Origin of the sequence: Paenibacillus sp. LjRoot153, assembly GCF_964253085.1 — a bacterium.
GTDB lineage: Bacteria > Bacillota > Bacilli > Paenibacillales > NBRC-103111 > Paenibacillus_E.
In genome coordinates this window covers 4,188,211-4,207,156 of sequence record NZ_CAXUQH020000001.1, presented here as the reverse complement: position 1 = coordinate 4,207,156, position 18,946 = coordinate 4,188,211, and the positions used below count along the sequence as shown (strand labels likewise).

Sequence of the window (18,946 nt, the reverse complement as noted above, 5' to 3'; positions counted from 1 at the left end):
GATCTATAAATCAATTTTTTTTGATTAACACTAAAGGAGAAACAATGAAGAAGAGGTTGATTGCTGAATTTATTGGTACTTATTTTTTGGTCTTTGCTGGCCCAGGCGCGATGATAATTGACGAAATCACCAAAAATATTACGCATGTGGGTGTTGCTCTAACCTTCGGGCTCGTTGTTATGGCTCTCATCTATACTTTTGGACATATTTCCGGTGCACATTTCAATCCTGCGGTTACCATCGGCTTTTGGGTGCGAGGTGACATGACTTCAAGAGAAAGCCTTTACTATATCGTTATACAGTTTGTCGCTGCGACTGCCGCGAGTTGCACGCTACACTTACTATTTGGGAATATTGCAGATTTAGGTGCAACTATTCCAATTTCAACGGAAGGGCAATCATTTATTCTTGAATTTATATTAACGTTTGTCCTGATGTTAGTCATTTTAGGATCTGCCGTACATGGTAAAGCCATTAAAAGCTTTGCAGGAATCGCAATCGGGGGAACAGTTGGACTCATGGCAATGTTTGCAGGCCCTATAAGCGGCGCTTCCATGAACCCAGCGCGATCGTTTGGACCCGCAATCGTTTCGGGTGCGACGCAGCATTTATGGTTATATCTAGTGGCATCCATCCTTGGAGCTATAACTGCCACACTGACATATAAACTTTTAGATGAAAAAGGAGATTAAGAAAAATGGATAAGAAACTCGTATATTTTCTTTGTACAGGTAACTCTTGCAGAAGCCAAATGGCAGATGGATTTCTAAGAACGTTAGGTAGTGATAAATATGAGGTCAAAAGTGCTGGTTTGGAAGCACATGGACTTAATCCCCGCGCCGTGGTTGTAATGAAAGAGGCTGCCGTCGACATTTCTGAGCACACCTCGGATGTAATCGATCCTGAAATCCTACAAAAAGCTGATTACATCATTACTCTGTGCGGTCATGCAAACGATAACTGTCCTGTCGTACGTAACGATAAAGCAGAGCGTTGGCACTGGGGTTTTGATGATCCAGCGAAAGCAACTGGGACAGAAATAGAAATTATGGCCAAATTTTGTGAGGTCAGGGATTCGATTAAAAACCGTATTGAGCAATTTGTGAAAGAAGGTAGATGACATGATTAAAAGAATGCATGTAGCGGTAAACTGCAGTGACCTCCAAAAATCACTCGATTTTTATAAAGCTTTTTTCGGAGAAGATCCTACCAAAGTGAAAGAAAATTATGCCAAGTTTGAGCTGATTGAACCAGCGCTACATTTTTCATTAAACGTTCGCCCATTTGAAAAAAAGGGAGTACTTAATCATCTAGGATTCCAAGTGAATGGCACTGAAGACGTACTAGCAATAGGTGATCGCCTCCGCCATGCTGGACTCCTTCTAATTGATGAAATGAACACAACTTGCTGTTATGCAGTTCAGGATAAAGTCTGGGTATATGACCCTGATGGAAATGCCTGGGAGATTTTTTATACGAAACAAGACTCAGTATTCGAAAGCGCCGCTGAATCACGAGACATTTCTCTATGTTGTACTCCGATTGAGGAAATGAATGAGAATGAAGTATGCTGTTCACCTGCGTCCAGTCCCATTGCGGTTGAAATGGGTTCATTAATGAAGAACAGAGGGAATGTGGAAAGTTGTTGTTAAACGAGGAACGTTAGCTCATACAAACATGAAAGCAACCGTCCAGAAAGAGAGGTTGCTTTTTTTGCGTATTTACAAATCGAAAAAATGGTTAACAAAACCTTTGACTTTATATATTCAGTACAATATCGTAAGTAATAAGTAATAAGTAGTAAGTAGTAAGTAGTAAGTAAAAAAGTCCTCGAAAGGATGATACTGCCATGTTAAAAAATTTATCAATTCCTCAAGAGTTTGTCTTACTTGCATTAGATCGTGAAACCAATAAACTAAAGTCTATTTTTCGTATGCATGTTGCCTTGTATACAGTAATGGCTTGTATAATTGAACTTTCTATTAATGGCAACGTTACATTTGAAGACGATGATACTGTCAGAATTACTAACTCAGCATCCACAGGTGAAAAATATTTAGACCGATTACTCGAAATTATGAATGCTGAGAAACCAAAGAAGCTAAAGCAGTGGGTTTCTTACTTTTACTACTTTAAACGAAAAGAAATTTATAAAATGGTTGTAGAAAGCCTTGTAGATAAAGGAGTTCTAGAGATTGAAGATACGGAAGTTTTATTCATTGTTCCAGTAAAAAAATATACGGATGTAGCCAATACACGTAACCACATCGTGGAGAAAATTCGAGCTGAGTTATTAGAACATGGGAATGTAGAAGAACATACATTAGCCTTGGTGTTATTTTTAAACATTAAAAATATGCTAAACGATTATTTTTCTGATTATGAACAAAAAACGTTAAAGCAAAAACTAGAGATATTGTGTAAAGAGGACATTTATAAAAAAATTAGAACGGTTGAAATAGCTATCCAAAATATTGATTCTGGTTTATAGCTTCAATTATTGCAGAAATATAGGGGAGAAAAATATGGGGAGAAAAAGAAGTTTAGATAAAATTTTATCATCAGAGTATGTGAGTATCAGTGAGTTGGTTGAACTTTCTGGCGTTCGATACAGTACCATTAAATATTACACGGAAGAGGATATGATCTCATTTGAGCAAGAGGATATAAGACTGAAAAGAAGATACCCACGTGAATTAGCACTAAAGCGACTTGAGGAAATTCGTGTAATGAAAGAAGAAGAAGGATGGACTATTAAACAAATTAAAGAAAAATTATTGTGCAGACAATAATTGACCTCTGTGGATTCTTACAAAGCATGAGAGATATTTTCGGGAAATCGGCATGTTTCTAAGTGAGGTGGTCTTAATCACAGGTCAATATAGAGAAAAAGACGAACGATTGGCTTGATTAATTCAGGAATCCTATGTATTATTAAGATAGATTTGAAAGCGTAGAAGTCAATAATCGTTCTTGAAGGTGATTTCAATGTCCCAATCAGATTCTAATGAATACAAGAAGAAGCTGTGTCACCTATATAACGAGATTTCTAAAGAATTGTTCGGCTTTGGAACCACTTTGCTCAAGGTATCGCTGGATCAGAATATCATTACTTTTCATGCAAAGCATCGTCGTTCACCCCGTTCAACCGCGCTCGAAGGAGAGGCGCCGACTTTGAAACACGAAGTGGATTTCTATATGTCTTCGATATATAAGAAAAGAATCCGCGAGAAGTTGGAACAAGAGATGGGATTATCGATGGATGCGGTACTAAGAGATTATGATCCGCCAACGCAATGGGCAATTACGAACATCATTCTTAAACAAACCGAATAGCTCAGACCACGGTGTTTCACTTTTGATCTATCTTAAGTGGAAACCGCATGTATATCTGTAGATGTCTCTTTACATTGTTTACGATGAAAAGTGCTCTTGATTAGAAGATTTCTTCTATCAAGGGCACTTTTCTGTTTATTATAGCTTTTACGCATAGATATGAGGTCGAAGGTAGCATACTAGTAAAAATTGACAAGGGTTTGACGCTTCAAAATATAGATAAACAAACTTGGGAGGTTATTAATGATGAAAAAAAGAATGCTTAAAAGCCTTATTTCGTTGTCCGTGGTGGGACTGGCACTATCAGGATGCGGCGCAGCGCCGTCCAAGGATCAGGGGACTGCAAGCGCAAGTCCAGCTTCAACGGCACCTACGGCAACAGCCAAAGGAGCGCCTACCGAATTAGTCATTTCTACATGGGGCTTCTCGGATGAATTCTTCAAGAAAGAAGTTTACGCGCCATTTGAGAAAGAGCATAACGTCAAGATCGTTCTGGAGATTGGCAACAACTCCGAACGTCTAAACAAAGTGAAGCAAGGCAGCAGTTCCAAAGTGGATCTCATCTATTTATCTGATTACTATGCGCAGCAAGGTATTGAAGCTGGACTTTTTGATAAGATTGATCGCAGCCGTATTCCGAATTTGAAAGACATCTACGATTTGGCAAAGGCTCCGCTTGGCGAAGACTATGGTCCTGCCTATACGATTGGCCGGTTGGGAATCGCCTATAATCCGAAGGCGACAAGTAAAGAAATCAAGTCATGGAGCGACTTATGGAGTCCTGAGCTTGCGAAGAAACTGACATTGCCAAACATCACGTCGACAACAGGTCCAATGATCCTTGATGCGGCATCGGTCGTTGCAGGCAACACAACGTTCAATGCGGATCAAGCTTTCGCCAAGGTGAAAGAACTAAATAAAGGCGTCGTCAAATACTACGGTCAAACTTCCGAATTCGTGAACATGTTCGCGCAAGGGGAAATTGCAGCTGGGCCAATCATGGAGATGTATGTAAAGGATTTGAAAACGGCTGTGCCGGAAACCAAGTTTGTTTCCCCGACTGAAGGGGCATACGCTGTCATGAATACGGTTAACGTGATCAAAGGAAGTAAAAATAAGCAGTTGGCTGAAGATTTTATCAACTGGCATTTGAGCAAACAAGTACAAGAAAAATCAGCGAAAGCGAAAATCGATTCCCCTGTCAATACGAAACTGGAGCTCTCGGCCGATGAAGCGCAGGGTATTACTTATGGAACAGAAGTCGTAAGCAAGCTTCGCAAATTGGACATGAAATTCGTGAATCAAAATCTTAAAGGTTGGATTGACCGCTGGAATAAAGAAGTCACTCAATAGTTGAAGATTAAACAAGGGTATATGATTGTGGATATACCCTTGTCTGTATGAAATGGGAGAGGGTTAATCATGACAAAGAAAGTCATCCTTGATGTTGATACTGGCATAGATGATGCACTGGGCATTTTGCTTGCTGTTGGCAGCGGGGAGATGGAAATACTAGGTATCACTACGGTGAACGGCAATGTGTCACTTGACCAAGCCACCTTGAATACCTGCAAAGTTCTGCAGCTGCTGGGAATGGAACAGCAGATTCCGGTTATTAAAGGGGCGAATAAGCCTCTGCTGCGCACGACTTATTTTGAGCATCGCGTTCACGGCAAGGACGGACTTGGCGGAGCTTTAAGCGATATGCAGGTTCACATGTACGCGGTTGAGGGACATGCGGTCGATTTCATCATCGAGCAAGTGAAACAGCACGTAGGTGAAGTGACACTTATTATGACCGGGCCGCTGACGAATCTGGCCATGGCCGTTATGAAATACCCGGACTTGATTCATCAGGTCCGCGAAGTGGTTGTAATGGGCGGTGTTGTCCAAGGTTTCGGGAATGTGACGCCGACAGCGGAGTATAACATGTATGTCGATCCAGAAGCAGCGAAGATCGTGCTGCATGCGGGATTCCCGGCCTTAACGCTCGTTGGCTTGGATGTGACCCGGAAGGCGCTGCTAACTGAAGAACATATCCGCTCGCTCGGAGATACGCCGATTGGCCGCTATGTCAAAGAAAGCACAGCAGATTACATGCAGCGCTATCAAGAACGCAACGGTGTGCGGGCTTGCGCCCTTCATGATCCGCTTGCTGTCGGGGTGGCGCTGAATAGAGAGCTGGTTACCACTCGCCATTATTACGTAGATGTAGAAACCCGAAGTGAGCTGTGCGACGGGCAAACGGTCTGTGATTTCCAGAACCGATTAGCCAAGCCTGCTAATGTCCATGTGTGTATGGAAGTGTCCGCCGACGCCTTTCTCGACCAATTTATCCGCGCACTGCGCGCCTAGCGAACCCAGGAACAGGAGTAAAGCTACATGAAAAAAACGTATTTATATTTACTATTGCTGCCGGGATTACTGTTCCTGATGGTTTTCATGGTGGTTCCGATCCTTCTTACGATAGGTTCAACCTTTTTCAATAAAGGCAGCTTCACATTAGCCGGTTACTGGAGCTTCTTCAAGGATCCCTATTTTCTGAAAATTTTATGGACGACCCTGCGTGTTAGTGTGGTCACAACCTTGTTATGCATCTTGGTGGGCTTCCCAGTTGCCTATTTCATATCCAAGCAAAGCCCAAGGCAGAAAGCGATTCTGCTTGCGTTAGCGATTTTTCCGCTGCTCACCAGCTCTGTTGTAAGGTCATTCAGTTGGATGATTATTTTGGGTAAAAAGGGGCTGCTGAATAACGCGCTGATCGCCATCGGCTTGATCAAAGAGCCACTCGATATCTTGTACACGCCTGCTGCGATGATGATCGGTCTGGTCCATTTATTCCTGCCTCTCATTATTATTACCTTGGTCGGTGTTCTTGAGAATATAGATCCGGATCTGCTAAAAGCGGCAGAAAGCTTGGGAGCGGGTCGCTTCACGGCTTTCGTTAAGGTCATCGTGCCGCTTAGCGTACCCGGATTAATCATAGGAAGTATTCTAGTCTTCGTGGGCAGTCTGACGGCTTATACAACACCAGCTTTGCTTGGAGGCAAGCAGCGGGTTATCTCCACATTCTTATATCAGAACGCGATTACGCTGAATGATTGGTACCTTGCCTCCGTTATTGCGGTAATTATGATCGTAATTACTTTTGTGGTCATCGCTATGATGAATAAACTGGCTGTTAAATTAAATCCGAAGGGGTAGAAATATGCGGGAGAAGAACCGAGGGCTTGCTGTATTTACGCTTCTTGTCTATCTATTTTTGCTCGGGCCACTCATTATTATTGCATTTGCATCATTTGAGCCAGGGAGTATCTTGAAATTCCCGCCAACAGGTTTCTCATTAAAATGGTACCGCAACATCCTGGATGTCAAGATGTTCATGTCGACGTTCAGCACTTCCATCATCGTATCGCTGCTCGGTAATTTATTTGCGCTGCTGCTGGGTATTCCTGCCGCTTACGCATTAAGTCGGTTTACGTTCAAAGGGAAGGAAGCGCTCAATGCGATCTTTATTTCACCTGTGCTAATTCCTGGTATTGTGCTTGGTTTTACGATGCTCAAGTACCTGATCGTGGTGTACCACCTACCGATATATGCGGCGCTGCTGGTTGGACATACAGTCATCATGCTGCCCTTTATCATTCGCGTAATTGCTTCAAGCTTATCGAATTTCGATTTTGCGATTGAAGAAGCTGCGTTAAGCTTGGGCAGCAGCCACTTGAAGACCTTCTTTAAAGTCGTTCTGCCAAATATCAAATCCGGGATTATTGCGGCAATTTTGATTGCATTCTTGGAATCTTTTAATAATGTGGACATTTCGGTCTTTATGACGGGGCCTGGGGTCAGTACACTGCCTATTCAGATGCTGACTTATGTGGAGAATCATTTTGATCCGACAATTGCTGCTATTTCTGTGCTGCTGATGCTGTTCACAGCTGTACTTATGTTCATCATTGAACGGTTGATGGGTTTATCCTATTTCACCAAACGATAACGGAGGCTTGTATCCATGGCATTGCTATCACTGGAAAAAATTTCGGTTGCCTACGACCAGCACTATATTCTGCAGGATTTCAACCTGAGTGTTGAAAAAGGAAGCCTGATCTCGCTGCTTGGTCCTAGCGGATGCGGGAAAACGACGACCTTACGGCTTATCGCAGGATTCATCGAGGCGAAATCAGGCACTTTCTCATTGAATGGAAAAGATTATACGCGTGTTCCTGTGAATAAACGCAATTTTGGCTTCGTTTTCCAGAGCTATGCGTTATTCCCGCATTTGTCAATTTACGATAATGTGGCTTTCGGCCTGCGCTTGCGCAAAGTGGGTGGGGCGGAGCTAGATCGCCGCGTGCGTCACATTCTCGATGTCGTCAGCTTGTCCGGTTTCGAGAAACGTTACCCGAAGGAGCTATCGGGCGGTCAAAGACAGCGAGTCGCGATCGCGCGGGCGCTCGTCATCGAGCCGGAACTGCTGCTCTTTGACGAGCCGCTGAGTAATCTCGACGCGAATCTGCGCGTCAACATGCGCGTGGAGATTCGCCGTATCCAACAGGAGCTGGGCATCACAACGGTGTATGTGTCTCATGATCAGGAAGAGTGCTTCTCGATCTCTGATAAAGTAGCGATCATGAACAAAGGTATTATTGAGCAGTTAGGTGCTCCGGCGACGATATTCAAATATCCTAAAACGGAGTTCGTGGCACGGTTTATCGGGTTTACGAATTTCATCACCTTCGAGTCACGATTTGAAAGCAGAGAAGAGATTGCCCTCAAGGTGAAAGATTATATGTTCGCTGTAACCAAGCATGCGAGTAAAGGCGAACAGTTAGGCAAGCAAGGAGCTATCCGTCCTGACGATGTCGTGATGGGAAAGCTGGATGAGCTGGATGCAGGGGCCAACCGCGTGAGTGGTCGCGTCAAGGTTAGCACGTTCCTCGGGCGAAGCTATCAGTATGTGATTGAAACGGAACTTGGTTCCTTCACCGTGAATAAAGAAATGGAGCTTCCTTACGTGAACGGGGAAGAGGTTCGGCTTTATTTTCCAGGTGAGAAATTAGTAATCGTTGAGTAGTGGACTTGGAGGTGAAGACAGATGCGCATTGATGTACTGATTGAGAATGTCCAGATTTATAACAGTTACTTTAAAACATTTATCCATGGCAACGCAGCCATCCTGGAAGGTAAATTTTTATATATTGGCAAAAGAGGGATGGAGAGTTTCGAAGCCGCGGAACGTTTAGACGGAAACGGCCGTTACATGATTCCAGGTCTTATCGATATCCATTTGCATATTGAAAGCACGATGGTGACGCCGGAAACGTTCTCCTACGGACTCATTCGTAATGGGGTCACAACCATTGTTCCTGAACCTCACGAAATTGCCAACGTCTTCGGGCTGGATGGGGTCAAGCAGTTTATGAAAGCAAGTAAGGATTGTATCGCGGACATGTTCTACGCCATCCCAAGCTCGGTTCCAGCGACATCCATGGAAACGACAGGCGGCGAGATTCATATCGCCGATTTGGACGAGCTGCTACGTACGGAACGGATCATCTGTCTAGGTGAAATTATGAATTTTGTTGATGTTATCACAGACCCCGATTGCAAAACAAATCAAATCATCAACCATGTCCGCGCCAACTATCCCCATCTCATTATTGAAGGGCATGTGCCTAAACTGCTGGATTTGGATCTGCACCGGATGATTTACAGCGGGGTTGATTCGGATCATACGCATCAGTCCATTGAGGGCATGGAAGCCCGGATCGCTGCGGGCATGTTCATCGAAATTCAAGAAAAATCAATGACGGATGAAGTCATGGCTTATTTAATCCAGCATGATGTATCCGAGCATTACTGTTTCGTTACCGATGATGTGATGGCTGACTCCTTCCAGCGCCGCGGGCACTTGAATCATATTGTGCGCAAAGCAATCGGCATGGGTATGAAGCCCGAGCAGGCTATTTATGCCAGCACACTTTCTCCAGCCAAGCGGATGCGGATGTATGACCGCGGGGTAATCGCCCCTGGCAAGATAGGCGATTTCCTGCTGCTTTCCAATCTAGAACAGCTAACGATTGAGCAGGTTTTCAAGGCGGGGCGTAAAGTTTACGATGTGGAAGAGGCTTATTCACCAATCATCAAGCCTCCAGCTTTCCCTGCGCATTATTATCAGAGCGTGCAGATGGCGCCTTTAAAGGAAACGGATTTTGTCGTCAGTATAGAAGAAGCTGACGCTGTTTATACGTGCCGTAAGATGATGGTTAAGGATGGTTCTACATTCACAGAAGAACAGCACGTACAGGTTGAAGTTCAGCAAGGGAAGCTGCTATGGCAGGAAAGCGGCAGCGCGCTCATTGCTACGTTCGAACGCTACGGCAAGAATGGCAATCGCGCCTACGGGCTGATCGGCGGCGATACGATCAAGCGGGGAGCCATCGCGACGACGTACTCCCACGACAATCATAACTTGCTCGTTGTCGGGCACAATCCCCGCGATATGCAGCTTGCCGCTAATGAAGTGATTAACAATCAAGGCGGTTTCAGTGTGGTGGAAGACGGCAAAGTGATCGCGAACCTCAGGCTGCCAGTGGGCGGCATCTTAACGGAAGAGCCGCTGGAGCAGGTAGCCATGGAAGTGGAACAGCTCCGCAAGGCTATGGAATCGCTGGGCTACCAACATTATAATCCCATCATGTCCATCAGTACGCACTCCTTACCGGTAAGTCCGGCTTTGAAAATTACGGACTTTGGTTTAATCGATGTGAATCAAGGCAAGGTAGTCCCACTTATTATTCAATAGAGCAAAGACCATCTCCGTTAAAGGACGGGAGATGGTCTTTGTAATTTGCGGCTGCTGTTAGTTAGTATATCGCTTCTCGATTTTGACACAGAACTAAATATACTCCGTCATTCCTTTTTCCTTCAGCAGGTCGACGATATCTTTAACAGATTGTGCTTTGTCTTTGGGACATATCAATAGGGCATCCCCAGTATCTGCAATGATGAAGCCGTCTACGCCAATCGTCGTGATTAGTCTGCCATTTCCGTATATGATCGAATTTCGTGTATCTATGCCCATATGATTTGCTTTAATAATGTTTCCTGATGGATCTGGAGGGAAGATCGCGCCGAGCGCATCCCAGCTGCCGATATCATTCCAGCCAAATTGACCAGACAGAACAACGACTTCATCGGAGCGCTCAAGGATCCCGTAATCAATCGAAATATTTTGAAGCGTTGGATAGATGTTATTAATGATTTCCTCTGCTTGATCCGTGCCCAGATATTCGCTGATGGGAAGCATTGTCTTATAGAGCCGAGGCAGGTAACGCTTGAAATTATCAATAATGACGGAAGTTTTCCAAATGAATATGCCGCTATTCCATAAATAATTACCTGATGACAGATAGCTTTGTGCTTTCTGAAAGTTCGGTTTTTCTACAAATTCAGCTACTTCATATACGGCTACAGGATTTGAAGAGATAGGCTCTTTTTCAAATGCGATATAACCGTATCCAGTTGAAGGGAATGTTGGCTTAATTCCGATGGTAACGATTTTGTCTGTCTTCATTGCGACCGTACAGGCTTCGTCTAACGTAAGCCGAAATTGTTCTTCATCGGTTATATAATGATCGGAAGGCAAGACGACCATTACGGAATCACCGTGTGATTTTTCTATCGATAACGCCGCGAAAAGTATGCTTGCAGCCGTGTTTCTGGCTACGGGCTCGATCAAAATGTTGCTTTTCGAAACACTGCTATGCATGATGCTCTCCAGCAAAACCGCTTGAGATAGATTTGTAACAATAACGGTATTTTCTTGAGGGATAATGCCTTTGAATCGTTCGATTGTATCGTTTAGCATTATATCATTTCCGCTTATGTTTAGAAGCTGCTTTGGAATCTCTTGTCTAGACAGCGGCCAGAAGCGGGTTCCGCCACCGCCAGCAAGGATGGTAGCAAATTTATTCATGATGCATCACCATATGTGCTATGGAGAAGGAAATGATGCTCTCAGAGCCTTGATTAAGGTTCAGCCCTGCGGCATGGATCCCATCGTAACAAGCTCCTGTTTGAGGATCAATGAGAGAGATTTGTATTGAATTATGGCCTAAATACCATTCATAGCATAAGGCTGCTATCTTCAGATAAGCAGGGTCTTGGAGCACGATCGCGGCTTCTTTACAAGCAAGTAGCATTTCGCAGGCTTCAATCGGTTGTTCATCGTAAAGAGCGGCTTTTTCACCACGCAACTGCCAGCCATGGCTGCCAATCGGCTTATAATAACCTTCTTTAGCAAAGGTTTTGGATACTAGAAAATCCAGACTTTCCTTAGCTGTTTCTTTCAAACTAGTGTTTTCCGAGATGTGTGATGCTTTTAAAAGCGCCCATGGAAGCATGGAGTTTCCGTAGGTAAGGCTGTCTTCAAACCAGTTCCAATCGTTTCCCTTGTTGTGAACATATTGATTGTGCAGTCGGACCGCTATTTTTTCGATCAAATTGATAATACAAGCTCTTGGTAGAAATGCTTTCTCTTCTGCGGTGCTTGGTGTGTGGAGATAGGGGAAGGAGTAAGTTAAAGCACCAGGGGTTTCAATTAAATAACTTAAACCGATTATCGCATAGGCTCCAGCACGAGGGGAACCTAGCTTCTCGATATGCGGTAATACCTGATTAATTAAATAACGGCAAGTATTAAGTACATTATCAGGGAGCAAGGAGGAATGAGCGAGAGTGAATCCTAATGCCCATAGTGTGCGTCCTTGACAATCCTCTGAGCCGCTATCCTCCATGAATGAACGGTTATAATCCATGAAGTTTCTAAAATTCCCATCTGTATTCTGTGCGTGGTGAATGAAGGAAACATAAGTATGAATAAGGTCTAATGTGCTGGAATCTTTTTCACTGCTGTACAATAAAACGGCTGCGATTAAAGCCCGCGCGTTATCATCCGTCGTATAACCTTTCGACCGGTCGGGTACTCCAAATTTGGTATGTTGAAAAATGCCTGTATCATCCGTTATCCTGCGCATGTAATCGGACTTAAATTGCAGTATCGTGTGTACTTGCATTAAATCACTCCTAAGTGTTTTGCTTTTTTTGATTCTGAAGCGACTATTTTTTCTTGGAAGATGGCGGCATAGGTTTTGGCAATTTCGTTCCACAGCATGGTTCTTCCGAGTTCGAGCGTACGATTTTCCATTTTAGTTATTCTAGCAGGGTCATTCAGTAATTGAAGGATGCAAGCTTCCAGGGAGGCTGAATCGCGGAAGTTTGCCAGTAAGCCCCTGCCATCTGCCAACATTTCCTCGGCATAGCGGTAAGGTGTGGAGACAATAACCCTTCCGTAACCGACTCCGTACGCCAAAGTTCCGCTAACGGCCTGATCCTTGCCTAAATAAGGAGTCATATAAATGTCAGACATGACCAGCGATTGAATGACTTCATCCTGCGTTAGAAGCTTGTCGACGAAGCGAACGTTTCTCGTTAAATTAAATTCTTCCACGAGACCTATCAGCTTTTGTCTATATACCTCGCCTGTTTCTTGTTTAACGACCGGATGAGTTTTCCCCCAAATGATATAGAGAGAATCCGGATGCTGTTTGACCACTCCACGCATCGCTTCAATGCTGTATTCAATTCCTTTACCAGGACTTAAAAACCCAAAGGTGGATAAAATTTTTCGATCTGCAAAGCCATATTGCTCTTTAAGCTCTGTTCTTGATCCGGTTTGAACATTAGGTACGCCATGGTGAATGAAAGCGATTTTGGCGGCATCAACACTATAAATGGATATCAAATCGGTTACTGTTGACTGCGCCATGGTGACAACTTTAACACTTAGTTCTGCAACTCGATTCATGATGTGATGCTGCTTGGCAGAAGGTTTCGTTAATACGGTATGAAAAATGACGACATACGGAATAGTCAGTCTCTCGACGAATGGGATCAAATATTCACCGCTTTCTCCACCATAAATACCGAATTCATGCTGAATAACGAGAAGATCAACGTCTGACGAGTTAAGATAATCGGCCGTTTCTATATAATCTGATAGCTGATGCTGGTCAATTTCCCTCATCACTTGCTCTTGATAGTCGTAAGTTTCGTTGTTATTGATTGCAATGATACGAGGCTTGTTAAAGCCTTTGATGTGAGTGCCTAGAAAAACGATATTCCGACTGCTGCTTGTATACTTCATATAATGAGCCTCCATGTTGGTTCGCGATTTTTGGAACACAAAAAAAAGAATCTAAAGATAGATCTTTAATTCTTTTGGGGGAAGGAGTATGATATTTTCAGAAAATTCCAAATTATTTCCTGTTTTCACTATAGCGTGACCATTTTTTCTTGTCAATTATTGACTCTCCATGACATACCCTATATATTTATGAAGGGGGTGTATGTGTGTCCGTCATACGCAGTAAATTAAAAGAAGTCATGGAAAATCACGATCCTAAATTATCGATACGCAAGCTTGCTAAAGAGATTAACTACCACTTTGACTCCGTTCGTCGTATGTATAAGGATGAGATGGTACAGTATCCTAGGGATTTATTGCTAAAGCTTTGTCTGTATTTTAATGTCCAGCCTGGGCAGCTCATTGGCATCGAAATGGATGTAGAAAGTGATTGGACGATAGATGCATCGATGGATTATCAGGAGGACGTCAATGACAAGGAATTCATTTAAAATGGAGAGCTGTAAACAGCTTCTGGATACCTTTTATGCAAATCCGAGAATAACAAAAGTGCAGAAACTAGTTTTCTCTGGGGTTGGAAATCGTGATGTATACAATATAACAGCCCCGTTTCAGTACGACGGGGAGGAAGTCATCTTAGGAAGAGTTGAGGAACGGGATAGCGAGTTCTCTCAAGTCTTCTTTTTTACATGCAAGGATCAGGTTTGGAGTCCCCGAATACATACACACACGTATAACTTGCAGGATCCATGTATGACCATCATCAAAGGTGAACTAATCGTTGGCGGAGTTGAAGTCATTACAGCTGTCGATAATCCGAGTAAGATTGTGTCGTGGGTTACCCAATTTTATCGTGGGTTTCAAATAGATTCATTGTGTCATTTCTCATCTGGGCCCGGTACGATGAAGGATATTCGTCTCATTGAGCTTGCCGACGGTAGAGTAGGTGTATTTACTAGACCGCAAGGAGCAAGAGGCGGAAGAGGGCAAATTGGATTTACAATCATCAACTCGCTGGAGGAGCTTAATGAGCAAACCTTCATAAATGCGGAAATTCTTAGCGAGCAATTTGTCTCCGAAGAATGGGGAGGTGCGAATGAAGCACATTTACTGGGGAATGGTCATGTGGGCGTTCTGGGACATATAGCCTGCTTCGATTCTGTAGGAAACAAGCATTATTATTCCATGGTCTTTTCGATAAACCCTGAGACCTGTGAGAAAACACCCATGAAAATTATTGCGGCAAGAAGTGATTTCCCAAGAGGACCTGGCAAACGGCCAGATCTTGAAGATGTTATTTTTAGCGGTGGGCTTATACGGTCTGGCAATGGCCGAGCAGTCCTTTCTGTTGGTGTTAGCGATGCTGAGGCTTATCAAATAGAGATCCCGGATCCATTTATGGAGTATGAAAAGTAAGGAGTGGTTTTCATCAAAGTTTGACTAGATTTTATGGTCATGTTATAATCATTTTGACAAGAATTTATGGTCAAAGAGAGCGGGAAACAAACAAATGAGTAAATTTATTCAATTGAACAAGCGCACTGGTGAAACAAAGTCCCACATGAATCAAGCAAGAAAACAGGGACGCATCCCGGCTGTGTTGTATGGGATTGGTAAAGATACTTTGTCTGTAGAAGTAAATGAAAAAGAAATGCTGGATATTTTGAAAAAAAATCCACGAGCTATTCTGCAGGGCAATACATCCGATGAGAAAGTAATTCCGATCATCGTTCAGAGCGTCCAAAAGGATGCGATGTCGGGCAATCTGCTGCATATCGACTTTCATCATGTGAACATGACTCAAATAATGGACAGCAAAGTTACTATTCAGTTTTCTGGAGAGGCAATCGGAGTTAAATCCGGTGGAGTTCTGCAGATCGAAATCTATGAAGTAGAAGTGCGTTGTATGCCTGGTGATTTGCCGACTTCCATGGAAGTGGATATCAGTGGTCTTGATACTGGCGACAAGCTTCTCGTTTCCGACTTGATCTTCAAGGATGGCATTGAAGTGTTGACGGATGCGAATACGGTTATGATTCAAATCAAAACCGTGCATGAGGAAGTTGAAGCAACAGCCTAGAAGAAATCATCCCCTTACGGCGGAAAGTATCTAAGTTCAACAGCTTAGACATATCCTGCCGTAAGGGGATTTTTTGCGTTACCTCTTTTATTTGTAAAAGCTCACTCAAGATAACTTGGAGCATAGCTCATTGGTTTTTTTAGCTATTCAGATGACTTACAGCTGCAGAGACTCAAAATACTTACTTTTGGGAAAGCCTCTTTAGTTTTCATTGTGAAGGGAGATCGAATCTGATTAACCTAGTTGCTGCGAACCATTGAACCACACGGATTTGATCGACAAGGTATCCGAAATATTAGTGGTCGGATCACCGTTTACGAGAATAAGATCAGCGCGCGCACCTTCGGTAATACGGCCGCGATCGTGAAGACCAAAGCAACGGGCCGGTTTGGTAGTAGCCGACTGAAGAGCTTCAATCGGAGTGAACCCGGCCTTCACCAGCAGCTGCATTTCGTGGTGGACACTGGCCCCATGAGCAAGGCCTCCAAGGTTCGGAACGGGAACCGGCGTGACGTCCGTCCCTACCAGAATATCAACTCCGGCACGGTGTAGGTCCATCACATTCTTAAAGCTGTTCTCCATATTGCCTTGTGGGAACGTATTGAAGCTTGAGTTTAAAATATTGATCCAATCCTGACTTAGTTTGGAATGAACACGAGGATCATTCGCCAATTCCGATGCCGGATTTCCAATAATCGATGAATTCAACACCAAGCACGGTGTAACAAAAGCGCCTGTACCCGCTATGGATTTCACTAGCTCGGACGTGTACTCGGGTCTGTCGATAAACAAGTGGCCCAAACCGTCTACTCCTAAATCGATGGCTTCTTGCGATGAATGAGCCGTCAAGACGTGGGCGATGACCAGCTTATCTAACTTGTGGGCTTCTGTAACGGCTGTTTTTAGAATCTCGTCGCTTAGTACAGGCAGGCCAGGTACACCCATGACCGTTCCTTCTTCAATCATAATCTTAATATAGTCGGCTCCATTCTCAACTTGGGTATGCACATGTTTAATCGCTTCTTCCACCGTCGTCACTTGCGGTATTTCTTCGTGATCGTGAGCATATGCGGCCAACATCGCTTCCCGGTCTTCCTGCGATAACTTCTCTAGTTCCTTTAATACGAATTCAGGTATTTCATCTCCATCCGGTAGTAATTCATCTGGGTGTCCGCCCGGAGCGGTGATTGCTGTGCCAGCAGAGCGGACATCTGCGACGTCATTCACATTTTTCAACTGAATTTCGCGCCCTCGTTTAGTAAAATCGCCGTTCATTTCGAGTTCTGTTGTAACGCCGAATTTTAAGGCATCTCGTAATCCGCCGATTGAGGTGTGGACATGTGCATCAATCAACCCAGGCATTAGAGTCGCATTTTCTCCATCGATAATCGTTGCATCGGCTGGAAGGTCACCGCCCACTGAAATTATGGACTCCCCTTTAATGACAATATGTCTGGGCGCAATAATTTGATCTCCATCAAAGATACGTACATTTGTAATTGCCGTAACTTGTTCTAACACAGCATTTTGTGTTATCTTTTCCATTTGAATTCCTCCCAAGTGTTTGTTGTCCAACATTTCGGAGTATAACTGTTAGATATCTAACTGTCAATAAACTAATATTTTTTTTGACAAGCCAATTGGATCACTGTATAGTTTAGTTACTTACAATTAGATTTCTATCAATAGAGGAGGGGGACGATCATGCAATCCCGAAAGGATACGCCTTATCTGGATTTATTTCAGATTATCGGTCTTAAGTTAAAGAAACGAGCGGACGAGAGTATAAAAGAGCTGGGGTTAAACGCTCAACAAGGTAAAGTAATCGACTATATTTACGAGAACCAAAATAATCATATTATTCAAAAGGACCTTGCAGATCGGTTTCATCTACGTGGGGCCAGCATTACAAGCATGCTTCAAGTTCTAGAGCAAAAAGGGTTCATCGAGCGCAAAATCCCGGCCAATAATGAACGGCAAAAAAATATTTATGTATTGCCAAAAGCAATTGAATTGATTGAAGACTTTCAAGACTCATTCCAAAAGGTGGAGGAAGAAATCGTTCAAGTCCTTACCGATGAGGAGAGGAAAGTCTTAAAGAAATTGTTGATCAAAATCAATGAGCGCATATAAAGAAGACGATTTTGACATCGCACGAAATTAAGAGATCAAATTGATAGGGGGTTAACGCATGAATATCATTCAACAAGTTTCAACAACACATAAAGCTGTTGCTTTTACATTTGATGATGGCCCAAACCCTGAGTATACGCCTCAATTGCTAGATATTTTCGATGAGGTTTCCGGCCGTGCTACTTTTTTTATGATAGGAAAACAAATCGAACTTTATCCCGAGACCGCTCTCGATGTTCATGTCAGGCAACATGAAATTGGGAACCATACTTACTCTCATCCTTTTATGACCCAAATTAGCTTGGAGGAATGTGAGCGAGAACTTCTCGTTACGGACAGCATAATTACACAGGTAACAGGAACTCGGCCAGTTGTCATGCGTCCACCTTACTTGGATTATAACCCGGAAGTTCACGAGATTACTGCCAAAATAGGATATCCAGTCATTGGAGCACTCAACGGAAGCGCAAGAGATTGGGAGATGCCGGGGGTAGAACACATTCTTGAGGTAACCCGAGCACAGATCGGATGCGGGAGCATCTTACTCTTTCATGATGGCTTTGGAGATCGCTCGCAAACGATAGAGGCCGTTCGAATTTTGGCAAAGGAATTAACAGAACAAGGTTATCGACTTGTAACGGTTAGTGAGCTCTTACAAATGACGGAGTCATAAAGAAGAGCAGCAATCTGGGTATCATTCCTACAAAATGAATATTGAGAAGTACTGGAGAAGCTGCGTAGAATTTAATTTCTATGCAGCTTTTCTATGTGAAGGGGTAAAGGTCATGATAGTGACAGTGGCCAGTCGGTTTCATACCAACGATAATTCGGTATATCTTATACGAAATTTATCCATCTACAGGAATCTAACAGTAACGTTAGTTGAATGACAACAGCGGCAGTCTAATTAAATAAGAGTCTGTCTAATGCTTTTCTTGACAGGTGCCCTAATTTTTCCATACTTTAAGGTTTCACGGCATACCATATGCCGGGCCTGACTTACTGCAAGTAACGTTGATTTGGATACGTCTAAGCCAACGTATTTTGTGGAATTACTCATAATAGAAACCGACTCCTTTTGGGTTAGTAGCTCTGATTTGGATGCTAATGAATATTTGATCTAGCTGTTTACTCACATTTCGGTTACTTCTGTAATTAGTTAGATTAGATAATTTGGAAATAATTCGGGT

21 protein-coding genes are annotated in these 18,946 nt (G+C 43.3%); 17 read left to right on the top strand and 4 right to left on the bottom strand.

Annotated elements, in window-relative coordinates; genetic code table 11:
- Positions 1-44 precede the first annotated feature (44 nt).
- The 12 genes from ACSQ8P_RS18050 to ACSQ8P_RS17995 all read left to right on the top strand — a co-directional run bounded on the left by ACSQ8P_RS18050 (position 45) and on the right by ACSQ8P_RS17995 (position 10,141).
- Positions 45-692, top strand: coding sequence for an MIP/aquaporin family protein (locus ACSQ8P_RS18050; protein ID WP_436236426.1), 648 nt, complete (start codon positions 45-47; stop codon positions 690-692).
- Positions 693-697: 5 nt separating this feature from the next.
- Complete coding sequence (gene arsC / locus ACSQ8P_RS18045; RefSeq protein WP_436236425.1) at positions 698-1,120, top strand: arsenate reductase (thioredoxin); 423 nt, start codon at positions 698-700, stop codon at positions 1,118-1,120.
- A 4-nt stretch (positions 1,121-1,124) separates the two neighbouring features.
- Positions 1,125-1,652 carry an ArsI/CadI family heavy metal resistance metalloenzyme gene (locus ACSQ8P_RS18040; protein ID WP_436239546.1) on the top strand — a complete coding sequence of 176 codons (528 nt, stop codon included), beginning with the start codon at positions 1,125-1,127 and terminating at the stop codon, positions 1,650-1,652.
- Positions 1,653-1,849: 197 nt separating this feature from the next.
- Complete coding sequence (locus tag ACSQ8P_RS18035; protein WP_436236424.1) at positions 1,850-2,491, top strand: GOLPH3/VPS74 family protein; 642 nt, start codon at positions 1,850-1,852, stop codon at positions 2,489-2,491.
- Positions 2,492-2,525: 34 nt separating this feature from the next.
- Positions 2,526-2,792 (top strand): MerR family transcriptional regulator, encoded by a 267-nt coding sequence (locus tag ACSQ8P_RS18030; protein ID WP_436236423.1) that lies wholly within the window; start codon positions 2,526-2,528, stop codon positions 2,790-2,792.
- Positions 2,793-2,988: 196 nt separating this feature from the next.
- A complete protein-coding gene (locus ACSQ8P_RS18025; RefSeq protein WP_056619026.1) occupies positions 2,989-3,336 on the top strand; it encodes a hypothetical protein in 348 nt (115 codons plus the stop codon).
- A 243-nt stretch (positions 3,337-3,579) separates the two neighbouring features.
- A complete protein-coding gene (locus ACSQ8P_RS18020) occupies positions 3,580-4,689 on the top strand; it encodes an extracellular solute-binding protein (RefSeq protein WP_436236422.1) in 1,110 nt (369 codons plus the stop codon).
- Positions 4,690-4,758: 69 nt separating this feature from the next.
- The gene (locus ACSQ8P_RS18015) at positions 4,759-5,691 is read left to right on the top strand and encodes a nucleoside hydrolase (RefSeq protein ID WP_436236421.1); all 933 of its coding nucleotides are present in this window, start codon (positions 4,759-4,761) and stop codon (positions 5,689-5,691) included.
- Positions 5,692-5,718: 27 nt separating this feature from the next.
- The gene (locus ACSQ8P_RS18010) at positions 5,719-6,540 is read left to right on the top strand and encodes an ABC transporter permease (protein WP_436236420.1); all 822 of its coding nucleotides are present in this window, start codon (positions 5,719-5,721) and stop codon (positions 6,538-6,540) included.
- A 4-nt stretch (positions 6,541-6,544) separates the two neighbouring features.
- On the top strand, positions 6,545-7,333 hold the full coding sequence (locus ACSQ8P_RS18005) for an ABC transporter permease (RefSeq protein WP_436236419.1): 789 nt from the start codon (positions 6,545-6,547) through the stop codon (positions 7,331-7,333).
- A gap of 15 nt (positions 7,334-7,348) precedes the next feature.
- Positions 7,349-8,410 (top strand): ABC transporter ATP-binding protein, encoded by a 1,062-nt coding sequence (locus tag ACSQ8P_RS18000; protein ID WP_436236418.1) that lies wholly within the window; start codon positions 7,349-7,351, stop codon positions 8,408-8,410.
- A 21-nt stretch (positions 8,411-8,431) separates the two neighbouring features.
- Positions 8,432-10,141, top strand: coding sequence for an adenine deaminase C-terminal domain-containing protein (locus ACSQ8P_RS17995; RefSeq protein WP_436236417.1), 1,710 nt, complete (start codon positions 8,432-8,434; stop codon positions 10,139-10,141).
- Positions 10,142-10,234: 93 nt separating this feature from the next.
- Here the strand turns inward: ACSQ8P_RS17995 and ACSQ8P_RS17990 are convergent, their stop codons facing one another.
- From ACSQ8P_RS17990 to ACSQ8P_RS17980, 3 genes are read right to left on the bottom strand one after another with little or no spacing between them, the layout of a single operon-like run.
- A complete protein-coding gene (locus ACSQ8P_RS17990) occupies positions 10,235-11,314 on the bottom strand; it encodes a mannose-1-phosphate guanylyltransferase (RefSeq protein WP_436236416.1) in 1,080 nt (359 codons plus the stop codon).
- Complete coding sequence (locus ACSQ8P_RS17985; protein ID WP_436236415.1) at positions 11,307-12,413, bottom strand: glycosyltransferase; 1,107 nt, start codon at positions 12,411-12,413, stop codon at positions 11,307-11,309. The genes ACSQ8P_RS17990 and ACSQ8P_RS17985 overlap by 8 nt, the downstream gene beginning before the upstream one ends.
- Positions 12,413-13,543, bottom strand: coding sequence for a glycosyltransferase family 4 protein (locus tag ACSQ8P_RS17980; protein WP_436236414.1), 1,131 nt, complete (start codon positions 13,541-13,543; stop codon positions 12,413-12,415). The genes ACSQ8P_RS17985 and ACSQ8P_RS17980 overlap by 1 nt, the downstream gene beginning before the upstream one ends.
- A gap of 206 nt (positions 13,544-13,749) precedes the next feature.
- Between ACSQ8P_RS17980 and ACSQ8P_RS17975 the strand changes: the two genes are divergently transcribed.
- The 3 genes from ACSQ8P_RS17975 to ACSQ8P_RS17965 all read left to right on the top strand — a co-directional run bounded on the left by ACSQ8P_RS17975 (position 13,750) and on the right by ACSQ8P_RS17965 (position 15,623).
- A complete protein-coding gene (locus ACSQ8P_RS17975; protein WP_436236413.1) occupies positions 13,750-14,034 on the top strand; it encodes a helix-turn-helix domain-containing protein in 285 nt (94 codons plus the stop codon).
- On the top strand, positions 14,015-14,959 hold the full coding sequence (locus tag ACSQ8P_RS17970) for a DUF1861 family protein (RefSeq protein ID WP_436236412.1): 945 nt from the start codon (positions 14,015-14,017) through the stop codon (positions 14,957-14,959). Before ACSQ8P_RS17975 ends, ACSQ8P_RS17970 begins: the two co-directional genes overlap by 20 nt.
- Positions 14,960-15,053: 94 nt before the next feature.
- The gene (locus ACSQ8P_RS17965; RefSeq protein WP_436236411.1) at positions 15,054-15,623 is read left to right on the top strand and encodes a 50S ribosomal protein L25; all 570 of its coding nucleotides are present in this window, start codon (positions 15,054-15,056) and stop codon (positions 15,621-15,623) included.
- 234 nt (positions 15,624-15,857) lie between these two features.
- Here the strand turns inward: ACSQ8P_RS17965 and ACSQ8P_RS17960 are convergent, their stop codons facing one another.
- Positions 15,858-17,168, bottom strand: a complete 1,311-nt coding sequence (locus ACSQ8P_RS17960; RefSeq protein WP_436236410.1) for an amidohydrolase family protein — start codon at positions 17,166-17,168, stop codon at positions 15,858-15,860.
- A 159-nt stretch (positions 17,169-17,327) separates the two neighbouring features.
- Here ACSQ8P_RS17960 and ACSQ8P_RS17955 point away from each other — a divergent pair, with 159 nt between their 5' ends.
- Positions 17,328-17,756: a MarR family winged helix-turn-helix transcriptional regulator gene (locus ACSQ8P_RS17955; protein ID WP_436236409.1), complete on the top strand. Its 429-nt coding sequence runs from the start codon at positions 17,328-17,330 to the stop codon at positions 17,754-17,756.
- Positions 17,757-17,814: 58 nt separating this feature from the next.
- Positions 17,815-18,429, top strand: coding sequence for a polysaccharide deacetylase family protein (locus ACSQ8P_RS17950; protein ID WP_436236408.1), 615 nt, complete (start codon positions 17,815-17,817; stop codon positions 18,427-18,429).
- The last annotated feature ends 517 nt before the right edge of the window (positions 18,430-18,946 follow it).